The sequence below is a fragment of the Pseudomonas corrugata genome, assembly GCF_050920615.1.
Taxonomy (GTDB): domain Bacteria; phylum Pseudomonadota; class Gammaproteobacteria; order Pseudomonadales; family Pseudomonadaceae; genus Aquipseudomonas; species Aquipseudomonas corrugata.
The window spans coordinates 2,930,974-2,952,379 of record NZ_CP130434.1 but is presented as its reverse complement, the minus strand read 5'-3'; the positions used below and the strand labels follow the sequence as shown (position 1 = coordinate 2,952,379).

The following is a 21,406-nucleotide window of genomic DNA, read 5'->3' as shown; positions in this document are numbered from 1 at the left end:
TGATCACCGTAGACCAAGGCCAGCCTTTTTTCATTTTTTCGCAGTCGTATCAGCTAGTTAGCTGTTAAGTAAGCGCCATTCAAATCTGTCCCCTTTTTCACCAGCTAATGAATCAAGCGATTAGGAAACTAGTTTATTTATGTCCATATCTCTTGACCGTCAGAGGTAAGCCATACTACGCCTGCCGGAGCGGTAGTTAAAAACCAAAACCCGAAACCATCAAGATCATCTTCTTCAGGGCAAATAGGCCACGCGCGTCTGAGAGCATCGATTTGCACCTCAGCATCACCAGAGAGAAACCTCCCACCCGAAGCCAATTTTAGATGCCCACCTAACATTAGGCGCCTCAGAACCTCAAGAAAAACTGTTACTCTTTCCTCATCGCCAACAGCAAACTTAGAAAGCTCTACAGTTAAATGCTGCCAAATTGCCCCCATTGACAAACCGAATGAATCACGCAGAACAACAGAACACAAATATTCAATATTCACTTGAATTTAATCTCGACTCGTTTACCAGAGTTAATCAATGGATTTATTACATCTATAGTCCAAGCTGCACCTGACTGCTGAGCCGAGCTAGAGAAGTTCCTCAAGGTAATCTTGCTACCTACGTTAACACCAGAAGATATGGTCACCGCATAAACATCACCCTTCCCCGGAATTGACTTTACATCTGGCATAGCCTTAACACCCGCCAACTGCTTAAAATAGTTCATTACATCTAATTCCGTAGTACCAGTGTAAATAGGAGCACCTATACTAAGTTGAGGATCAGCTTGAAACGTCTTACCTCTTATAGTCAGATTAAAATCCTTTGGTTGAAGGCTTGAACTGTTGTACTGCGCTGCAAGCTCGTTAATCCGGTTATCCGATTGCTGCAGCAGACGTCTGCGAGTCGTTTCAATCAGAATCTCATCAAGCTTCTTCCCAACCGCCTCAGCCGCAGCTCCAGTCAGCTTCCCTCCAACCTTAGCACCCGTACCCGCCATCGTAATTGCACTGGCGGTCCGGATGAACAGCAGCGCCTGCTGTGCAGTGGAGACGTCCACTCCGTAAATGGCATTGAGCTTGGCAGTCAATTCCGAATCCAGAGCAACGGCAGCCCCTTCTGCGATAGCGTTTCCGCCTTCTTGGAAGCTGTCGACCACGCTTTGGGGCAAGCCTTTCACTCCCTCCCAAAGACCACCCATGACGGCCTTTGGATTTTCTCTAACGGCATCGTAGAGGTTGATGGCTCCGTCCTTGACCGCGATGCCCGAGTCTTTGAGCTCCTTGGTAAGACCTGAGCTCAGATCCCGGCTGATGCCACTTTGTACGAATTGCTTGTAGAACGTGGGATCGGCCGTGTCCGCAAACATTTCCGGGCGGAACAGCTGCTGCCCTGTGGCGGTGAACAAGGCCTGTGGTTGCCCCAAATCATTTACGAAGGTCTTCCCCGCTCCGGATAGGAACTTTAACGCAGCGCCGTCGTCACCATCGCTCAAGACCGAACGCCAAAGATAATCGGTGTTCTTCAAGGCCTGCTGACTAAGGCGCTCCATTGCAACCTGCTCGGTTATTCCCTCCTTCTGAGCGAAAACCTTGGCATTTTCATCAAGCCATTTCTGCTCTTCGTAATGCAGTTGGCGATTGTAGGCCGTCGCATACTGGGCAATCTGAGCGCCCTTCGATGGATCGCCACCTACTGCCGCGGCAGCGACAAGACCAGTTAGCTGTGACGCCATTGACTCAAGGTTCTTGTTCCCTCCCACCATGTTGCTAAGCACATTGATAAGGGCCTCGTTCGCACCCGCAGCGACGGCGCCAGTCTTGAAATCACCTCCCGTAGCCTCTGCCAAGAGCCCCCCCATAAGAGCGTGGGCGAGGACTTTTTGAATACTCCCTTCTTGGTATTTTCCTAGCGAATAATCGCCGACCATCTTGAAGCCCACGGCCATGCCGACATTGCTGGCCTGATTCACCAAGGAGTTACCCAGGTTATCGTTGAAGCTGCCTCCATTGATGGCTGTGTTTACGAACGCATCAGAGGTTGATTTCAGCAGAACGGCTTGAAGACTTTGCAGGTTAAAACCAAGCGTTGCTGGGTTGTATCCGGTCGCCATCCCCGCCATGGCGGCTGATGTCAGGTATCCCTTCATCGAGTCAGAAGAGGTAACGTCTTTAAAAACGGCTCCAAGATTACCTTTGTTGTTGATCGTGCTGACTGCTGCACCGCTAGCCGCCGAAGTGATGACGGAAGTAAGGGCTATGTTGCCCCACCCTGCCGCTACCGTTGAACCTACTGCAGCTCCACTGGCCACCGCCGAGGCGGATGCAGTACCAGCCGCTGCCATGGCAGTACCTGAACCGGCCGTCGCTGTGGCTGCGCTTCCCACCGCCGCACTCGCGGCACCGGCCGTCAGAACGGTAACGATAATAATGATCGCCAGCATCGCGCCTTGCCCAAGGCTCGAACTGCTGTACTTGAAGGACTCATGAGTTTCTTTCACCAACCTCCAATCCACGTCACCACGCTGCTCAGCTTCCTTGAGCCAAGCCAACTTCGGATCCGCTTTGACCATGGCATCAATGGTCTGGCTAACTGTTTTCTGGTTGATATTCTTGATGTCGATGTTCAAGCCATCGACAGCTTTAATGACTAAGTTTCCTTGAGCCACCAGTTGGCTTTGGATCAAGGTTTCGTCAGTGTGGCCTTTACCTTTCATCGAGTTCCAGGTGAGGCTGGTGTTGCTTTTCGTGTGACTTTCCTGGCTCAGATCTTTCACACCCTCAAAAGCAATCGCCCCACCGCTCTGCAACATCAGGTCATTACCACTCTCCAACTTGGCGGCCTGGTAACGCTGGTCATCTCCACTCACCAGCGTCAGATCTCCACCCGTGGTGATCTGACTGCCCACGTTAGTGACCTTGGTGACCTCATCATGCTTGGTCTGCTTTTTCCCCCAACTGCCCTTCTTCTTTTTGTCGTACAGCGAGTAATCACTGTTCTGCGCAGCCAGCACACCAAGATGCTCACCCGCCACCAGATAAGCTTCATCACCCGCACTGACCTGACTCGAGACAAGGGCCATGTCCTTCCCAGCACTCATCGCCACATCACCACCGGCGCTGATCGTGCTACCGACCTGTTTGACGTGGTCTTCCTGAGCCGTAACCTTCTTCGACTTGTAATAGGAGTGGCTTTCGTTGGCCCCGGAGGAGACAGTCATGTTCCCCACCGCATCCAGCGCAACATTACGATCAGCGTTGATCTTGCTGGCGACAGCGTTGAAATCCTGCCCGGCGTTCACGATGACATCGCGCCCGGCGTCCACATCAGACCCAAGCTGGGTGATGGAGCTTCTGCGCCTGCCACCGGAATAGGAGCTCTGCTGTTGCGCCGAGACAATATTGGCGTCCCGACCAGCATCGATCCGGGTGTCACGACCGCTGACCATGACGCCGCCAATGTTGTTGAGGTCCTGGCCGATCCCCATGGTCAGGTCGTTGGCAGCCTCTATACGTGCGGCATTGTCCGCGTAGTCCTGTCGCTGGTTGTAACCTCTGTTGCTGACCGTTGCGGTGGTCATGGTGCGCTCGTTGGTCACATCCCCTGTGACCGCATTCATGTTGATGTCGCGGCCGGCGATGATCCCGCCGGATTTATTGACGATGTCATTGCCCGCCAGCATGTCGAGACGATTGCCTGCTTCGATCAGCCCGCGGTTGGCGATGTTCTGGCCAGCGGTCGCGGACAGGTCTTGAGTGGCCCGTAGCGTGCCGGCGTTCTCCAGGTCTTTGCCGGCAATCAAGGTAACGTTCTGACCGGCAATCAACGCGCCATCAGGTGCCAGGCGGTTGTTGGCCTGGGCGAGGTACAGCACCGGTACCAGGACTTTCTCCCCGTTCACTTCGTGCTCTTCGAGCCAGACGATGTCATGGGTCAGCGCAGCGACTTGCTGTGCGGTGAGGGTCACGCCCATTGACAGGTTGAGGGCGTCCTTGCTGGCGATCGCGTTGTTCATCAGGTACTTGAACATCGCGTCGTCGGAGGTCTGGCCGTCGATGAAGCGCTGGCCGGTACGGGTGGCGACCGCTTGCTGGATCAAACGCTGCTCGAACAGGCCGTCGCCCAGGCGCTTGGCGCTTTGGTCCGGGTCGTAGCCGAGGTTCTGCAGCAGGTAATCCGAACTCATGAATGACTTGAGCTCGGTGAGCGCCGGGTTGGTTTCGATGAGGTATTTGTGTGGGTTGGCCGCCACGGTGCGGGTGGGCAGACCTTGGACGCGGTTGAGCGTGAAATCGGTGGTACGGGCGGGCAAGGTACCCGCACCTGTGGCGTCAGAAGTACTGGTGTCGAAGGTGCTTGCCTGGCCGGTGGGCAGTGCATGCTGACTCTGGACCGGGGTGATGCTGGCGCTGCCGATGGTCCAGTTCTGGGCCGCGTTCGGAGCCTGGGATGACGTGTCGCCAGCTCCCTGCTCGCTCAACCGGAACAGGCCATTTTGGCCGGTCGGAAGAGTGAAACCCGGGAGTGTCAGGGGGTTTATTTGTTGCTGGGCCAGGTCCGGTGGGAGTTGGCTGTTGAGGGTGATGACGGTGGTTTTGCCTGATCCTGACGCGGTGGTGGTGGCGGTACGGGGTGAAGCCGAGATGCCGGCAGAGAATGGTCGCTCGACACCGTTGGAGATTTTGTTTGTTGCGGTGATGGAGACGTTGCCACCGGCTTGGATGATGGCGGGAACAAAATTGTCTGATGAGGTTGAAGAAAATACGTCCTGTTTGAATGGGCTGAGGTTTTTTATAAAGGCTGGCAGCTCAGCGCGAACCCCTGTCGAATACTTTGATGATTCAAATACAATTGCCGAGGAGGCATTCCAAGCTGATGCGAGCAAGTATACCAACGGACCTATAACTTGATAAGTTTCCTTGTCTGGATTTTTCGAACCAGCGAACAGGACATCAGAATATACTTTAGACTCAACTCCCGCACCATTCCAAAAGCGCAAGTTTTTATCATAATCCGAGTCATTGTAAGTATTAAACCTTACGATTTCTCTCATTTCGCTCAGAGCAATATTATTATCGGCAAAATATTGATAACTAGTATAATCTCCCAATGCGACGCCTGAATTCTCAAAATCGCTCACTACCACTGCGATGTTACCACTGGCCGTAACAGACGAATTCGAATTCAAGAAAAAACTACCTTTAATGGCTAGATTCTCTCCCGCACTCAGTGAGGCCGCTTTAGCTGTAGCATCCCCAGAAACGAATGTCCGATACTGCTGTTGGTAGACCAAATACAAAGATGGCTGCCGTACTCTCCAGCTACTTGGAATGGAATCGCAGCTATAACAACGAACTCCCAGGGCAGACGAGGAGATCTCCACCTCAGCTTTAAAATCCCCTCTCTTATTAATAATCGAATCCGCATTAATAGAAAAATCCCGACCACTCTCCATCGTGCCCGAATCATTCTCCATCAACGCCGAGCGCTCACCTTGGTCATTCAGCGCGATATCAATATCACCCAGCGCATAAACATCGGACTTGCGGTTGGTCAAGCTTCCCACCCGCAATTTCATATCCGCACCGCTGAACAAAAAACCACCTTGATCGTTCAGTAATGTAGAAGCCGTCAGTTTCAATCCATCCGCGCCGGCGATGGTTCCGTAGTTATTGACGGTGCCAGCATCGATGTTCAACGCGCCGGCCGATGTAAGCCGCCCGTTATTGTTCAGGCTACCCAGGCCACCGCGCCCACCAATCGTCGTGGCTCCACCACCGGTAATACTTGCCGCATTGCTCAAGTCGATCGCAGCGGCATCCACCGTCATGTCACCCAGGCTGGTGATCCGGCCATTGCCGCTGTATCTACCCGTGAGTTGCAAGTCCAGGCCACCATCGCTGGCGATCACACCGTCATTGGTCCAGTTGCCGCCCGTGCCGATCAGGCTGCTGGAAGCCAGCAATTGCCCACTCGCGGTCTGGGTAAAGTCATTGACGTTGATATTCAACGTACCGGCTTGCAGTACGCTGCTGTTGGTCCAGCTGTCTGCGTTGAGCGTCATCGCACCACGGGTGACAAAGCTGCCGCCCGCATTGATGACGTTGTTGGTAGCAATGCCGAAATTGCCGCTGCCGATATGCAGGACGCTGCCGCCCGTATTGAGCAGACTGCCAACACCCAGGCTCAGATCAGCGTTGGCGGTTTCCAGCGTACCGTTGCGGTTATCAAACAACCCACCAATCTGAAACTCGGTCTTGCCCCCGGCACCCAACGCCCGCAACTGCCCCGTCTGGTTATCCAGGCTCGCCGCCTTGATCGCCAGGGTGCTGTCACTCTCGATGATGCCCAGGCGGTTGTTCAATGCCCCGGTCAAATCCAGATCGATCTGGCTACCGGCAATCTGCCCGTCGTTGTCGCCGCTGTTGTCGAAATCGTTGGCGATAACGCTGACCTTGCCCTTGGCATACAGGCCGCCATTGCGGTTGTCGAAGTTGCGCGTGGTGACGCTGACGTCGCCGGTCTGCGCCGAGAGGCGTCCGCCGTAGTTGTCGAGGCCGCCCAGGGCGATCAGGTTCAGGCGCTGGGCTTGGGTGATGCCGCCCTGGCGGTTATTGTTCAGGTCGTAGCCGTTCTTCAGCACGCCGCTCAGTTGGGTGGTGAGCAGCCCTTGCAGGCTGGCGAGCACGCCGCCACGGTTGTCCAGGTTGCGGGCGACGACCATCAGGTCGCCGGTCTTGGCCTGGAGGTGACCGCTCTGGTTGTCGAGGTCGTTGGCGACGGTCAGGGTCATGGCGCCCTGGCTCTGCACGGTGCCCTTGCCATTGGTGAGGCTGGCGGCGTCGATCTGCACGCCGCCGTTCTGGCTGTAGATCAGGCCATCGGCGTCGTTCTGCACGGTGCCGGTGCTGGTCAGGATGAGTTGGTCATTGGCGGCGACGGTGCCGCGGTTGCGGTTGTCCAGGCCGGCGGTGAGCAGGGTCAGCAGGCCCTGGCTGGCGATCTGGCCGCCCTGGTTGGTGATCTGCGTGGCGCGGTCGACCCGCAGCGGGCCGACGCTGGCGAGTTTGCCGTTGGTGTTGGTCAGGGCGCCGAGCAGGTCGAGGGTCACGGCGGCGTTGCCGATCAGCTGGCCGCCGGTGTTGTCCAGGGTGGTGCCGGTGACGCTCAGAGCATTCTGGGCGTTGACGGTGCCGCCGGCGTTGCCGAGGGTCATGGCGTTGATGACCAGGGCGTTACCGCTGTCGATCAGGCCGCCCTGGGCGTTGTTGAGCACACCGCCCGTGACGGTCAGGGTCTGGTCGCCACCGCTGGAGAGGATGCCACCGCCGTTGTCCAGGCTGGCGGCGCTGACGGTCAGTTGTTTCTTGCCGACCAGTGCGCCGGCATTGCCGTTGAGCAGCGCCCCGCTGAGGGTGGCGCTGACGTCCTCGTCGCGGCTCGACAGGGTGCCGCTGTTGCGGTTGTCCAGACTTGCGGCGGTCAGGCCCAGGCCCTTGAAGCCGGACAGCAGACCACCTTGGTTGATGACGTCGCGGACGCCCAGGGTCAGTACGCCGTTGCTGATCAGTTGGCCGGCGCTGTTGTCCAGGTCGCGGGCGCTCAGGTCCAGGCTCTGGCTGGTGGAGATTTCGCCGTTCTGGTTGTTCAGGTCCCGCAGGTGCTTGAGGCTGAGGGTGCCGGCGGTGGTGATCAGACCGGCGCTGTTGTTGAGGTCGCCGGTGGTGGCGCCGAAGTCGACGGCGATGGCACTGCCGAGCAACGAGCCTTGCTGGTTGTTCAGGCCGCTGGTGTGGATGGTCAGGGCATCGGTGGCGTTGATCAGCCCGTTGCTCTGGTTGTCCAGCTGGCCGCTGAGGGTCAGGTCGAGGTTGGCGCGGCTGGTCAGGGTGCCGCCGTTGTTGTTCAGGCTTGCGGCTTCGACGTCCAGTGCCGCGGCGGCGATCAGGCCCTTGAGGTTGGTCAGGGCGTTATCGATGCGCAGGGTCAGGGCCTGGTTGCTCAGCAGTTTGCCGTTGTCGTTGTCCAGGCTTTGCGCGGCCAGGGTGAATGCCTGGGCGCTGGAGATCTCGCCGCCGTCGTTGTTGACGCCCGCAAGGTGCTTGAGCATCAGCAGCGGTGCGTTGATCAGGCCGCCCTGGTTGTTGAGCTGGCCCTGGTTGAGGTCCAGGGTCAGGGCGGTGTTGCTGAAGAGTTGGCCGCCCTGCTGGTCAAGACCGGTGACGCTGGCGGTGAGTGCGCCGTTGCTGGCGATGCGGCCGCCGTTCTGGTTGGTCAGTTTTTGCGTAGTCAGGTCGAGGCTGGCAGCGCTGCTCAGGCGGCCGGACTGGCTGTTGTCGAATGCACCGGTCTCGACCAGCACGCCTTGCTTGCCGCTGATGGTGCCACTATTGCGGTTGTCGAGGCTGGCGCTTTTGACGGTGAGGCCGGCGTCGGTGACGATCTCGCCGCCCTGGTTGAGCAAGGCATTGTCGAGCTGGAGCCCCAGGGTGCCGACACTGGAGAAGCTGCCTTGTGTGTTGTCGAGGCTGCCGGCCTTCGCGGTCAGGGTGCCTTCGCTGCTGATCAGGCCGGCGACGTTGCTCAAGGCGTTGTCGAGGTGAATGTCCAGGCCTTGGTGGGCGACGAGGCTGCCGCCGCTGTTGTCCAGGCCTTGTCCGGTGACGGTGCTGGTGCCGGTGCTGAACAAGAGGCCTTTGGTCTGGTTGATGACTGCTGCGACTTTCAGGCCCAGGTCGGTGCCGGCCAGGACCTTGCCGTTGTCGCTGTTGTTCAGGCGCAGACCGTCGATGTCGATCCCCAGCGAACTGGAAATCTCCCCGCCACGGTTGTCCACGGCGTCGACGTTGAGGGTCAGCGCGCCTGTCGCGCCGACCAGGCCGCCGTTGCGGTTATCCAGGCCCTGGCCGTTGACGGTCAACGGGCCCTGGGCAACCAGCTCGCCGCCCTGGTTGGTCAGTTCGGCGACGTTTGCGCTGAGGTCGCTCTTGCTGGAGATGCGCCCGCCAGTGTTATCGACTTCGCTGGTTTCCAGGTGCACCGGGCCCACCGCAGTGAGCAGGCCAGCCGCGTTATTCAGTTGCGCGCCATCCACCCGCAGCCCGGCCTGACTGCTCAGCAGGCCTTGCTGGCTGTTGTCCAGGGACTCGACAGTCAGTTGCATGTCTTGGGCGGACTGGATCTGGCCGGCGTGGTTGTTCAACTGCCCGACAGTGGCCGTGAGGTGACCATCGCTGCTGACGACGCCCTGGGTGTTGAGCAGGGTGTCGGCGGTGACGGTCAGCGTTTTGCTGCTCAGTACCCGGCCCGTGTTCTGGTTGTCCAGGGTTCCGGCTTCTACAGTCGAGGCCTGTCCGGCGCTCAAGGTCCCGCCCTGGTTGTTCAGGGTCTGCGTGACGTGGGTCGTCAGGTTGCGGCTGGCGATCACGCTCTTGCCGCTGTTGTTGAGATTCTGCGCGGTGAGGCTGACATCGCCTGTGACGTTACGGGTGATGTCGGCATTGACCCCGGCTTCGATGACGCCGTTGTTGGTCAACTGCCCGCCGCTGCTCAAGCTGATCTGGTCGCGGGCGGCAATGCTCTGCTGCACGTCCAGCGCGCCGCTGGTGTGCACGTTGACGCTGGCAGCGTAGACCGCGCCTTGCACGTCGGCGCTGGCGGCCTTGACGTTGACCGCGCCGGTGGCCGAGGTGTCGGCCAGGCTCAGATGACCGTTGGCGTCGAGCTGGATGCCTCCACCGCTGGCGATCATCTTGCCGTCCAGCTTCACGCCGACACCGGCCTCGGTGCCCACCAACTTGATCGCCCCGGCATACATGCCTCCCAGGGCCGAGGAGTCGATGGCGAGTTGCGGTTTGGTGCTGCCGTCGTCAGCGCGGGCGGTGGCATCGAGGCTGGTGGCGTCGACGTCGTTGCGGCCGGTGACGATGGTCAGGTTCCTGGCCTGGATCTCGGCGTTGATCTTGGCGCTGCGAGTGATGATTTCGAAGCGGTCGACGTTGGTCGCGTTGAGGCCCGCGCCTTCGACGGTGATGCTGCCCTGGTCGACCTGGTAGCGCGTCAACTGGCCGTTTTCCACCACCGGTTTGCCGGTGGTCAAAGTTGCCTGGGGGGTGTTGATGAAACCGCAGCCGTTGCAGGTAATCCCGTAGGGGTTGGCGACGATGACGTGGGCCGACTGCCCCGCCACTTCGGTGTAGCCGCGCAACTGGCTCGGGCTGCCGCCGTTGACTTCGTTGAGGATGGTGGTGGCGGCCGCGCCGTTGAGGTTCGGGTTGCCGAGGACGATCCCGCCCAGTTGAGTGGACTGGGTCCGCGACGTGGCGTTGTTGAGGATCACGCCGTTGCTGCCGACGTTGTAGTCCTTGAACTGGTTATGGGACAGGCCGCTGCCGTTGGGCTTGGCGATGTTGACGATGGGCACGCCGTTGCCCGCCTGGCCGAGGCTGGTGCCCGACCCACTGACGACAATGCCGCCCGCCTGGGCCCACATCGGCTGCCAGAACATGACGTTGGCCAGCAGGAATGCCAGGCCGCGCTTGGGCATGCCGCAGAACCGTTCGCGGTTTTGCAGGACAGCAGAAGGTTGGCGGGCCAGCAGGGCGTATTGGCGGTCGTCCATGATCAGGTCTCGTTGCGGGGGGGCGCAGAAGTGCCATCAAAATAGTGGCGCGATGGTAAAGAGCCATCATTTTGACGTCAACTTTTGAATTACCAGAAGGGAGAGGTTTCGTCGGAAAACCAAAGGTTGAGAGGAAGACCGCCTTCGCGAGCAAGCCCGCTCCCACGGGGGAACTCAGGCGAACACATCGAGACCTGTGGGAGCGAGCCTGCTCGCGATGAGGGAGGTCCATCCAGCATCGATGCAAGCTGACCCACCGCTATCGCGAGCAGGCTCGCTCCCACAGGAGGTTGCGATGCACGCGAGCTTTGTGAATACCTGAATCAGCCGACTCGCTAACGCTGGTCTCTATCCCGTAACAAATTGTGGATAGCATTTTCATTGGTACTCGCACACCACAAGCCGCTTGGTTGCAGCGGCAAAGAGCGCCGGAACTGGCGTTTCCTCCATGAACCGGATGTCATCATGACCACCCCGACCTTCGTCTCAGATTCCATAAGCCCCATCTCAAGACCGCAGCTCAACCGCAAGCCGAGCATGCTGACCCTGATCGTATTTTTCGCAGTGTTGGCCAGCGGGCTGCTGTTCACGACCTACAGCCTGGTGCGTGACATGGGCGAATTCGGCACCGTGGTGACCACCTGGACGCCGTTCCTGCTGCTGGGCGTGGCGCTGCTGATTGCCCTGGGCTTCGAGTTCGTCAACGGTTTCCACGACACCGCCAACGCCGTGGCGACGGTGATCTACACGAACTCCATGGCGCCGAATTTCGCGGTGGCCTGGTCGGGGTTCTTCAATTTTCTCGGAGTGCTGTTGTCCAGCGGCGCGGTGGCCTTCGGCATCATCGCCCTGTTGCCGGTAGAGTTGATTCTGCAAGTCGGTTCATCGGCTGGTTTCGCGATGATCTTCGCCCTGCTGATCGCCGCGATCCTGTGGAACCTCGGCACCTGGTGGCTGGGCCTGCCGGCGTCCTCCTCGCACACCTTGATCGGCTCGATCATCGGCGTCGGCGTGGCCAATGCCCTGATGCACGGCCGTGACGGCACCAGCGGGGTGGACTGGACCCAGGCGGCCAAGGTCGGTTACGCCCTGTTGCTCTCGCCCCTGGTGGGTTTCGGCTGTGCCGCGTTGCTGTTGCTGGCGTTGCGAGCTTTCGTCAAGAACCGCGCTCTGTACAAGGCACCGCAAGGCCATGAGCCGCCACCGTGGTGGATTCGCGGCATGCTGATCGCCACCTGCACCGGCGTGTCGTTTGCCCATGGCTCCAACGACGGCCAGAAAGGCATGGGGCTGATCATGTTGATTCTGGTGGGCACTCTGCCGATGGCGTATGCGTTGAACCGCACCATGCCAGCCGATCAAGCCTTGCAGTTCGCTGCCGTGGCCGAAGTCACCCAGCAGGCCCTGGTAAAAAGCGCACCGCAACCGGCACCGGCAGATCCCCGGGCGGTCCTCTCCGATTTCGTGCGCAGCAAGGAAGCCTCGCCGCAATTGGTGCCGGCCCTCGCCGCCCTCACCGGCGCCATCGGGGCGCAGGTCAAGGGTTACGGCTCGTTGGCCAGGGTGCCCGCCGAAGCCGTGGGTAACGTGCGTAACGACATGTACCTGACCAGCGAAACCATCCGCCTGATGGACAAGAACAAAGTCACCAAATTCGATGCGGACACCAGCGGCAAGCTGCAATTGTTCAAGCAGCAGATCGACAATTCCACACGGTTCATTCCGCTGTGGGTGAAGATCGCCGTGGCCATCGCCTTGGGCTTGGGCACCATGGTGGGCTGGAAACGGATCGTGGTGACGGTGGGCGAAAAGATTGGCAAGAGCCACCTGACCTACGCCCAGGGCGCCTCGGCGGAAACCGTCGCGATGCTGACCATCGGCGCTGCCGACATGTTCGGCTTGCCGGTGTCCACCACCCATGTGTTGTCTTCGGGGGTGGCCGGGACCATGGTCGCCAATGGTTCGGGATTGCAGATGCGCACGATCCGTAACCTGCTGATGGCTTGGGTATTGACGTTGCCGGCGGCGATTCTGCTGTCGGGTAGCCTCTACTGGCTATTGACCAAATTGTTCTGACGCACCCGACCCAACCTGTGGGAGCCGAGCTTGCTCGCGATAGCGGTGTGTCAGTTGACAACCTTCAACTGATCCTCCGCTATCGCGAGCAAGCTCGGCTCCCACAAGTGTTTTGCATCGACACATAATCAGTCCGCCACAAAACCCTCTGCAAACGTCTCCCGCAGCCAGGCTGTAAACACACTCACCGCCCGTGGCACATGGGCAGAGTAAGGACGAATAGCGTACAAGTGGGAGGCAAAAGCCCCGGTCGACTCCCAGTCGGGCATCACCTCGACGAGCGTGCCGTCACGCAAAGCGGCTTGCGCGCTGAAGTCCGGCAGCAAGGTGATGCCTAATCCGCAGAGTGCCGCCTCGCGCAACGCTTCGCTGTTGTTGGCGGAAAAAACGCCGACGACCGGCACCGTCGTACGAGGATGATCGGGCGCCGCGTTCCTTGGCACGAAATGCCAGACCGGCTGACCCTGGCGCAGATAGTAAAGACAATCCTGATCCACCAGCATGTGGGGCTCCGTAGGTGTTCCTCGACGCTCCAGATACTCGCGACTGGCAACCAGCAGCGTGCGTGTTCGGCAAAGCGGCAAGGCAACATGGGTATCAGGTGGAGTCTGTGTATGGCGGATGGCGAGGTCGAATCCTTCCGTGGCCAGAGCGCTGATGTTGTTCAACATGGACAGCTCGACGCGAACCTCCGGATAGGCCTGAAAGAAGGTCGCCAGCCTCGGCATCAATTGCTGCCGGGCCAATGCGACAGGGGCCGTGATCCGAAGCAATCCCCGAGGCGTTTGTGCAAGGTCCTGGACACTGGCAAAACTATGGGCGATTGCACCGAAGGCCGTGCGGGTTTCCTCTACCAGGCCACGGCCGGCATCGGTGAGGCGCACGCTGCGCGTGGTCCGCTGCACCAGGGCAATCCCGGCTTGCCGTTCCAGCTCGGCGATGTGCTGACTCATCGCTGCCTTGCTGACCCCCAGACGGCGTGCCGCCGCGGTAAAACTCCCCTGCTCCGACAACACGGTGAGCCAATGGAGTTGGTTCCAGGGAATGTCGAGAGGTGACTTTTTCATAAGGTGATTGTTTGCCAATGTGAACAATGAGTTCAATCTTAGACGGCTAGGCGCGCCAGCGCACCCTTCCTACACTCTCGACGGTCCCCTACCCCCTCATCGGAGAGATTGCATGACTGGCCCTGTTTCCCCAATCGATCACTACATCCATGGTCGCCACGTCCCGAATACCTCCGGGCGTTCGCAGGACGTGTTCAACCCAGCCACTGGCAGGGTCACCGGCCGTGCGGGCCTGGCCGGTGTCGATCAGGTCAATGCTGCCGTGCAGTCGGCCGCCGAGGCATTTCCCAAGTGGGCCGACACGCCGCCAATACGGCGGGCCCGCGTCATGTTCAAGTTTCTCGAGCTGCTGAACCAACACCGCGACGAACTCGCCCGGCTGATCACGGCGGAGCACGGCAAAGTGTTCACCGATGCCCAGGGCGAAGTCTCCCGGGGTATCGATATCGTCGAATTTGCCTGTGGCATGCCGCAGCTGTTGAAAGGCGATTTCACCGAGCAAGTGTCCACCGGAATGGACAACTGGACCCTGCGCCAACCGCTGGGCGTCGTGGCCGGTATCACGCCGTTCAACTTCCCGGTGATGGTGCCCATGTGGATGTTCCCGGTGGCTATCGCGGCGGGCAATACCTTCGTGCTCAAGCCAAGTCCGACCGATCCGTCACCGTCGTTGTTCATCGCCGATCTGTTCAAGGAAGCCGGGTTGCCGGACGGCGTGTTCAACGTCGTGCAAGGCGACAAGGAAGCGGTCGATGCACTGCTCGATCACCCTGAAGTCAAGGCCGTGAGCTTTGTCGGCTCGACACCGATCGCCAACTACATCTACGAAACCGGCGCGCGCCAGGGCAAGCGCGTGCAAGCCCTGGGCGGCGCGAAAAACCACATGGTGGTGATGCCAGACGCCGACATCGACCAGGTGGTCGACGCGCTGATCGGCGCGGCTTTCGGCTCTGCCGGCGAACGTTGCATGGCGATCTCGGTGGCAGTGTTTGTCGGTGATGTCGCCGACAAAGTCATGCCGAAACTGGTGGAGCGCACCCGGGCGCTGAAAATCCTCAACGGCATGGACCTGACGGCCGAACTGGGCCCGATCGTGTCGAAAGCGGCGCACCAACGCATCACCGGCTACATCGAACAGGGCATTGCCGAAGGCGCCGAGATGTTGGTCGACGGTCGCGATTTCCGCGGCGCCGAAGCCGGCGAAGGGTGCGAGGAGGGTTTCTGGCTGGGCGGCACGCTCTTCGACCACGTCACGCCGCACATGAGTATCTACAAGGACGAAATCTTCGGTCCCGTATTGGGTTGCCTGCGGGTCAACGATCTGAAGGAAGCCGTCGACCTGATCAACGCCCACGAATTCGGCAACGGCGTGGCCTGCTTCACCCGCGACGGCAACGTGGCACGGGAGTTCAGCCGGCGCATCCAGGTCGGGATGGTGGGTATCAACGTCCCGATCCCGGTGCCCATGGCGTGGCACGGTTTCGGCGGCTGGAAGCGCAGCCTGTTCGGCGACATGCATGCGTATGGCGAAGAAGGCGTGCGTTTCTACACCAAGCAGAAGTCGATCATGCAGCGCTGGCCCGAAAGCATCGACAAGGGTGCCGAATTCGTGATGCCGACGGCGAAATAGCGAGTCCGCCATGCCCTGGCGCAACTACTCCGGTAGTGGCGCCAGGAGCTGTCAGCGTCGGACTCGTCATGCCCGCACTAGATTCTGACCATCAACTCTCCCCGCCTGTCTGCCTCCCCGTGTAACACCTCAATTACCCAGTCGATGAACACCCGCACCCGTGGCGACAGCTGTCGATGGGGTGGATACACCGCTGAAATCGGCCAAAGCGGCACCACGTATTCGCTCAGGACCTGAACCAGGCGTCCCTCGGCCAACTGCCGCTGAACGTGGTAACGCGGTACCTGGATCAAGCCGAATCCCGCCTCGCAAGCGCTGACGTAGGCATCGGCATTGTTGACGGTCAACTCGCCCGGCATTTGCCACTCGCGCACCTGCCCTGCCACCTCGAATTCGAAAGGGAAATATCGACCATTGCCGGACGCGAAGCTGATGGCGCGGTGCGTCGCCAGATCCTCCAATTGTCGAGGCGTGCCCCAGCGGGCCAGGTAGTCGGGGCTGGCGCAGGTCAGCTGATGCAGCCGCACGATGGGCCGTGCCACCAATGCTTGGTCGGTGATGTTGCCGGCGCGGATTGCGCAATCCACGCCTTCGCGCTGCAGATGCACTTGCCGGTCGTGAAAGCCGATGTCCAGTTGCAGCGCCGGATAGCGCCGATAAAAATCCGCCAGACGCGGCAGGATCCAGTGGCAACCGAAGGCGATGGGCATGTCCACCCGCAAGGTGCCGCGCGGCTGGCTCCGTTGGGCCGACAGTGACCCCTCAAGGTCATCGAGATCGTCCAGCAGTTGGCCGCAACGCTGGTAATAGGCTTCGCCATCGAGCGTGGCGCGCACCTGTCGCGTGGTGCGCTGCAGCAGTTGCACGCCCAGGTGTGCTTCGAGCTGCTGAATCAGCAGGCTGACGGTGGCTCGGGGCAGTTCAAGGTCATCGGCGGCCTTGCCGAATCCGCCCAGTTCGACAATGCGCCTGAATACCTGCATGGCCTGTAAACGGTCCATTGGATCGCCTCATTATTCAGAAATCACGAATAGTTAAACCAACATTTGCAGATTTATCCATATATTCGTTTACCGGAAACTGAGCGTGTCATTCATCTGCAGGAGCAAAACCATGAAAACCCGCCAACTGGGCCACCAAGGTCCCCACGTTTCGGCCATCGGTCTGGGCTGCATGGGCATGTCGGATTTCTATACCACCGGCGTCGACGAACGGGAGTCGATTGCCACGCTGCATCGAGCGCTGGAGCTGGGGGTGACGATGTTCGACACTGCCGATATGTATGGCCCCCACACCAATGAGGAACTCCTCGGTCGGGCCTTGAAAGGCAAGCGCGACAGCCTCTACCTGGCCACCAAGTTCGGCCTGGTGCGCAGCAGCGACCCCCATGCCCGAGGTGTCAATGGCCGTCCCGAATACGTCAGGCAATCCGTCGATGGCAGCCTCAAGCGTCTGGACACCGATTACATCGATCTCTATTACCAACACCGCATCGACCCTCAGGTGCCGATTGAAGACACCATCGGGACCATGGCCGAGCTGGTCAAGGCCGGCAAGGTCCGGCAGATCGGTATTTCCGAGGCCAACGCCGACACCATCCGAAGGGCGCACGCAGTGCATCCACTGGCAGCGGTGCAAAGCGAATACTCGTTGTGGTCACGCGAGCCCGAACATAATGAGGTGCTCGAGACTTGCCGTCGCCTGGGCATCGCGTTTGTTGCCTACAGCCCGTTGGGTCGGGGTTTTCTGACCGGCGAACTGAAAACACCGGAGGACTTCGCCCCCGATGATTATCGCCGCTTCAGCCCGCGCTTCCAGGCAGACAATTTCAACCGAAACCTGATGCTGGTGGACAAGGTCAAGGCACTGGCCGTGGACAAACACATCAGTGCTTCACAACTGGCCCTGGCGTGGGTGTTGGCTCAAGGCGACCACATCATCCCGATCCCAGGGACCAAACAGCGCAAATACCTGGAGAGCAATGTGGCGGCTGCCGAGGTGGTCTTGAGTGCCGATGAACTCGCCCAGCTGGATGAGATTTTCGGCGCCAACCAGGCGGTGGCGGGCGAGCGATACGATGCCCGGACGATGACGTTGCTGAACGGTTGAGTGGAGCGACACTGCTGACATCGCCGTCGGATGAGCCATCTCTATCGCGAGCAGGCTCGCTCCCACATGGGATTCGAGGGTGGACGCAGCTTTTGCATACACCTCCGGCCCTGTGGGAGCCAGGCTTGCCCGCGATGGCGGCGGCACCTGTCGGCGAAAAATCAATTTGCCATCAAATCGCCTTGCAAAAAGACGATGCCCGTCTAGATTCAAAACTGTCTTCACAAGCGCAACCCAACGCACTTGGGCCAGCCCCTCAAACGAGAGCCTCTATCGACCTGAAAACCGCCAGACGCTGCTTTTAGATTACTGACACGGAACGAGTCAAAAATATAAAAGAGGGATGCTTTGATGAAGCGTAGCCGGTGGTTTCGTGCACTCTCACAAAAAGGTCCAGCCACGCCTTTCTGGCTGTCACTGATCTGCTTCTCAGGCCTGGTGATCGCCAGCTTCCTGCTGTTCGAACAGCAGATCCAGGACTTCCTGACCCATCTCAATCTGTACCTGCCTACGACGCCGTCCCAGAAACTCAACCTGGCGCTGCTGCTGATCACCCTGCTGGCACTGGATGTGGTGTTGCCGGTGCCGTCGAGCATGGTCGCGCTGCTGGCCGTGGCGATGCTTGGCTCCATCGGTGGCTACCTGGTCATTTTCCTCGGGCTGTGCCTGGGGGCCGGGTTGGGCTATGCCTTGGGAGCCGGATATTTCCGCTTGCTGTCCGGCCGCTTGGGTCTGCATCAGCGGCAGCCGGGACAACTGGCGTATCGGTTGGGCACGCTGTCGTTGATCTGCCTGCGGGGCGTACCGGTGTTGGCAGAAACCTCGGTGGTGGCCGCCGGGATGCAACGCTATCCCCTGCGTGCGTTCGTGCCGGTGATTGTCCTGGCCAATGCCGGCCTGGCGCTGGCCTATAGCGCCATTGGCAGCTTTCTCGTCGAGCAGAATGCATTGCTGGTGACCCTACTCGCCAGCATGGTCTTGCCCGGGTTGTTCATTGCCGGCTACAGCCTGTTCAAGACCCTGCGCGATCGCGACACCGAACACCCCCTGCGCGGACGTTTCGAGGTCAGTTACGACTACCCGGTGATATTCACCGATCATCTGTTCGACCCGCTCAATCCCTGCCTTCACCGCCAACTCACCACCCGACAACGAGGTCCGGTGACGGTCCTGGTGTTCGCCGATGAACAACTGCTGCATAGCGTCCCATCGTTGCGGGAACAGATCGATGCCTATTTCGCCGCCTACCCTGTCGACCTGCATCTGCAGGCGCCACCGATTGCGGTACCGGCTGGCGAACTGAGCAAGGACTCCCAGGTGTTGCAGCAGCTCTACAGCGACATGCTGCTGCATGGCCTGGACCGCCATTGCTATGTGCTGGCCCTGGGCGGTGGTGCGGTGCTGGATGCGGTGGGTTATGCCTGCGCCACCTTCCACCGCGGCATGCGCCTGATCCGCATTCCGAGCACGGTGCTGGCCCAGAACGACGCGGGCATCGGCGTGAAGAACGGCATCAACGCCTTCGGCCAGAAGAACCTCCTTGGCGCGTTCTACCCTGCCACGGCGGTGATCAACGATTTCCAGTTGCTGATCAGCCTCAGCCGACGCGACCAGATCGCCGGACTGGCCGAAGCGGTGAAAGTAGCGCTGATCAAGGACCAGGCCTTTTTCCAATGGATGGAGCAACAGGCCGACGCCCTCGCCCGCTTCGATCATGCCGCCAGCCGCTATGCCATCCGCCGCTGCGCCGAGCTGCACCTGGCGCACATTACCGGGGCCGGCGACCCGTTCGAGCGCGGCAACGGTCGCCCGTTGGACTACGGCCACTGGGCGGCGCACAAGCTGGAAAATCTCAGCCAACACCGGCTGCGCCATGGTGAAGCGGTGGCGGTAGGCATCGCCTTGGACAGCCTGTATGCCAACACCTTGGGACTGTTGAGCGATGCCGACAGCGAGCGCATTCTGCGCCTGCTGCTCAAGCTCGGCTTCAGCCTCAACCCCGCGGAATTGAACCTCAAGGATGCACAGGGTCGTTCGCGAGTGTTGCTCGGCCTGGAAGAGTTCCGCCAGCACTTGGGCGGGCAACTCTCTATCCCCATGCTCAATCGGATCGGCGAATCCCTGGACCTGCACGAGATCGATGCCGCTCGAATGGAGCAGGCATTGCAGCGGTTGTCTGCCCTTGATGATCCGGCGCTTCCCCTTAGCGAAGGCTGCGCGCAATGAGCCAGGCACCGCTGAATATCAAGACCTGGATGACCCTGGGCCGGGTCTCCAACCTGCCCACGGTGTGGACCAACACCCTGGCCGCCGCCCTGCTCGCCAGCAGCGCCGGAGCCCTGGCGCCGCCGTCGTCCCTGGTGTGGCTCCTGCTGCTGGCCGCCCTGTCGCTGCTATACCTGGCCGGCATGTTGTTGAATGACCTGCTGGACGCCGACTGGGACCAACAACACCATAACCCCCGCCCCATCACCCTGGGACTGGTCAGCCGCCAGCAGGTGCGGTGGGCTACTGCATTGCTGCTGATGCTGGCTGCCGCGGCACTGCTGGGGCTGAGTCGGTTGATTGATCAACCGCACTGGATGCTGGGCAGCGCCATCCTGCTGGTGGGCTGCATCCTGGGCTACAACGTACTGCACAAGAAGTACGCCCACAGCGTCTGGCTGATGGGCGCCTGCCGCTCGGCGCTCTACCTCACGGCGGCGGCCAGCCTGGCGATTCCGCCGGGGCCGATCTGGCTGTGCGCGATTCTGCTCGGCGTCTACATCAGCGGCCTGACCTATCTGGCCCGCCAGGAACACCGTAATCAATTGCTCAGCCGCTTGCCCTTGCTGCTGATGCTAAGCCCGTTGGTGCTGGCGTTCTACTCCAATAGCCTCTGGTTCTGGCCAGTCATGCTGCTCTGGCTGGGATGGCTGGGCCGCAATTACTGGCGTCATCTGGCGAACCCACGGCAACGGCAGGTCCGTGCGTTTATCGGCGCCGGTCTGGCGGCCCTTCCATTGTTCGATGCCCTGGTGCTGGCCGTGGCTGACCAGCCATTGGGCAGCCTGGCCTGTGTCCTGGTGTTTTTCCTGCTCCCACACTTCCAACGCTGGATCAAACCGACATGAACACGGACGTTACCGCGCCGGCATCGACGGCCCTTGAAATGCGTCAAGATTGCCTCGCTGAACATCGCCAGTTGCTCACTCAGCAACTCGACGATGCCGCACGACAATGGTGGAATCAGGCGCAGGAGCAGCTTGCCCAACGCCCGGACGCGACGACCACGGCGCTGTTGAGCAGCCAGTGCAAGCGTCATCTCAAGGAACATGCACTGCCCGGCAAGGCCGACTGGAGCACCGTGCAGCTCACCCGGGCTTTGCTGCTGGCCCAGGTGCTGGAGCAACAGTGCGCCGCCGAGCAGTCGCCCTTGCTCCGCCAGTTGTTCCTGTGGGGCGACGACCAGGAAAAGATCGCGCTCTTGAAAGCCCTCGATTGGCTCGACAGCCAGGGGGCATGCGTAGAACTTGCCTTGCAAGCCGGGCGCACCAGTAACAGCCAGGTGTTTGCCGCTCTCGCCCTGGACACCTTCTATCCGTCACGTCACTACGACGACCGAGCCTTCCATCAACTGGTGTTGAAGGCGCTGGGCATGGGACTCGATGTGCGGCGCCTGCTCGGCCTGACACAACGGCGCAACGTCAGTCTCAACCAATTGGCCCTCGACCTGCTGGCCGAACAGCTTGCCGCCGAGCGGACGGTGTCCGCCGGGATGCCCCGCATCATCGACTTCGACCTGCTCAGCCCGGCGCAACGCCAGCGCCTGGTCGGCCTGGGCCAGCAGCAACGCCTGCCACCGGAGTGGCACGACGACCTGGCCCACATCTCACTGAACTGATGCTCAACGGTTCCCTGCATTCTTGACGA

10 protein-coding genes are annotated in these 21,406 nt (G+C 60.1%); 6 read left to right on the top strand and 4 right to left on the bottom strand.

From position 1 onward, the window contains the following. Window positions 1–137: 137 nt before the first annotated feature. On the bottom strand, window positions 138–491 hold the full coding sequence (locus QZH45_RS13350) for a DUF596 domain-containing protein (protein ID WP_199275620.1): 354 nt from the start codon (window positions 489–491) through the stop codon (window positions 138–140). Beyond that, window positions 488–10,612 (bottom strand): filamentous hemagglutinin N-terminal domain-containing protein, encoded by a 10,125-nt coding sequence (locus QZH45_RS13345; protein ID WP_432783780.1) that lies wholly within the window; start codon window positions 10,610–10,612, stop codon window positions 488–490. The genes QZH45_RS13350 and QZH45_RS13345 overlap by 4 nt, the downstream gene beginning before the upstream one ends. Before the next feature lie 465 nt (window positions 10,613–11,077). Between QZH45_RS13345 and QZH45_RS13340 the strand changes: the two genes are divergently transcribed. Beyond that, window positions 11,078–12,688, top strand: coding sequence for an inorganic phosphate transporter (locus QZH45_RS13340; RefSeq protein ID WP_055135980.1), 1,611 nt, complete (start codon window positions 11,078–11,080; stop codon window positions 12,686–12,688). A gap of 128 nt (window positions 12,689–12,816) precedes the next feature. Here QZH45_RS13340 and QZH45_RS13335 read toward each other — a convergent pair whose 3' ends face one another. Next, on the bottom strand, window positions 12,817–13,755 hold the full coding sequence (locus tag QZH45_RS13335; RefSeq protein ID WP_024781453.1) for a LysR family transcriptional regulator: 939 nt from the start codon (window positions 13,753–13,755) through the stop codon (window positions 12,817–12,819). Between the two features lie 112 nt (window positions 13,756–13,867). On the opposite strand from QZH45_RS13335, the gene QZH45_RS13330 reads away from it, so the two are divergent. Then, a complete protein-coding gene (locus QZH45_RS13330; RefSeq protein WP_053193295.1) occupies window positions 13,868–15,385 on the top strand; it encodes a CoA-acylating methylmalonate-semialdehyde dehydrogenase in 1,518 nt (505 codons plus the stop codon). A gap of 77 nt (window positions 15,386–15,462) precedes the next feature. Here QZH45_RS13330 and QZH45_RS13325 read toward each other — a convergent pair whose 3' ends face one another. Further along, window positions 15,463–16,386 carry a LysR family transcriptional regulator gene (locus QZH45_RS13325; RefSeq protein ID WP_055135979.1) on the bottom strand — a complete coding sequence of 308 codons (924 nt, stop codon included), beginning with the start codon at window positions 16,384–16,386 and terminating at the stop codon, window positions 15,463–15,465. A 112-nt stretch (window positions 16,387–16,498) separates the two neighbouring features. On the opposite strand from QZH45_RS13325, the gene QZH45_RS13320 reads away from it, so the two are divergent. The 4 genes from QZH45_RS13320 to QZH45_RS13305 all read left to right on the top strand — a co-directional run bounded on the left by QZH45_RS13320 (window position 16,499) and on the right by QZH45_RS13305 (window position 21,377). Then, window positions 16,499–17,494, top strand: coding sequence for an aldo/keto reductase (locus QZH45_RS13320; RefSeq protein WP_055135978.1), 996 nt, complete (start codon window positions 16,499–16,501; stop codon window positions 17,492–17,494). A gap of 351 nt (window positions 17,495–17,845) precedes the next feature. Continuing rightward, window positions 17,846–19,720, top strand: coding sequence for a 3-dehydroquinate synthase (locus QZH45_RS13315; RefSeq protein ID WP_055135977.1), 1,875 nt, complete (start codon window positions 17,846–17,848; stop codon window positions 19,718–19,720). After that, window positions 19,717–20,607, top strand: coding sequence for a UbiA family prenyltransferase (locus QZH45_RS13310; RefSeq protein WP_024781154.1), 891 nt, complete (start codon window positions 19,717–19,719; stop codon window positions 20,605–20,607). Before QZH45_RS13315 ends, QZH45_RS13310 begins: the two co-directional genes overlap by 4 nt. Further along, window positions 20,604–21,377, top strand: a complete 774-nt coding sequence (locus QZH45_RS13305; RefSeq protein ID WP_053193301.1) for an EboA domain-containing protein — start codon at window positions 20,604–20,606, stop codon at window positions 21,375–21,377. The genes QZH45_RS13310 and QZH45_RS13305 overlap by 4 nt, the downstream gene beginning before the upstream one ends. The last annotated feature ends 29 nt before the right edge of the window (window positions 21,378–21,406 follow it).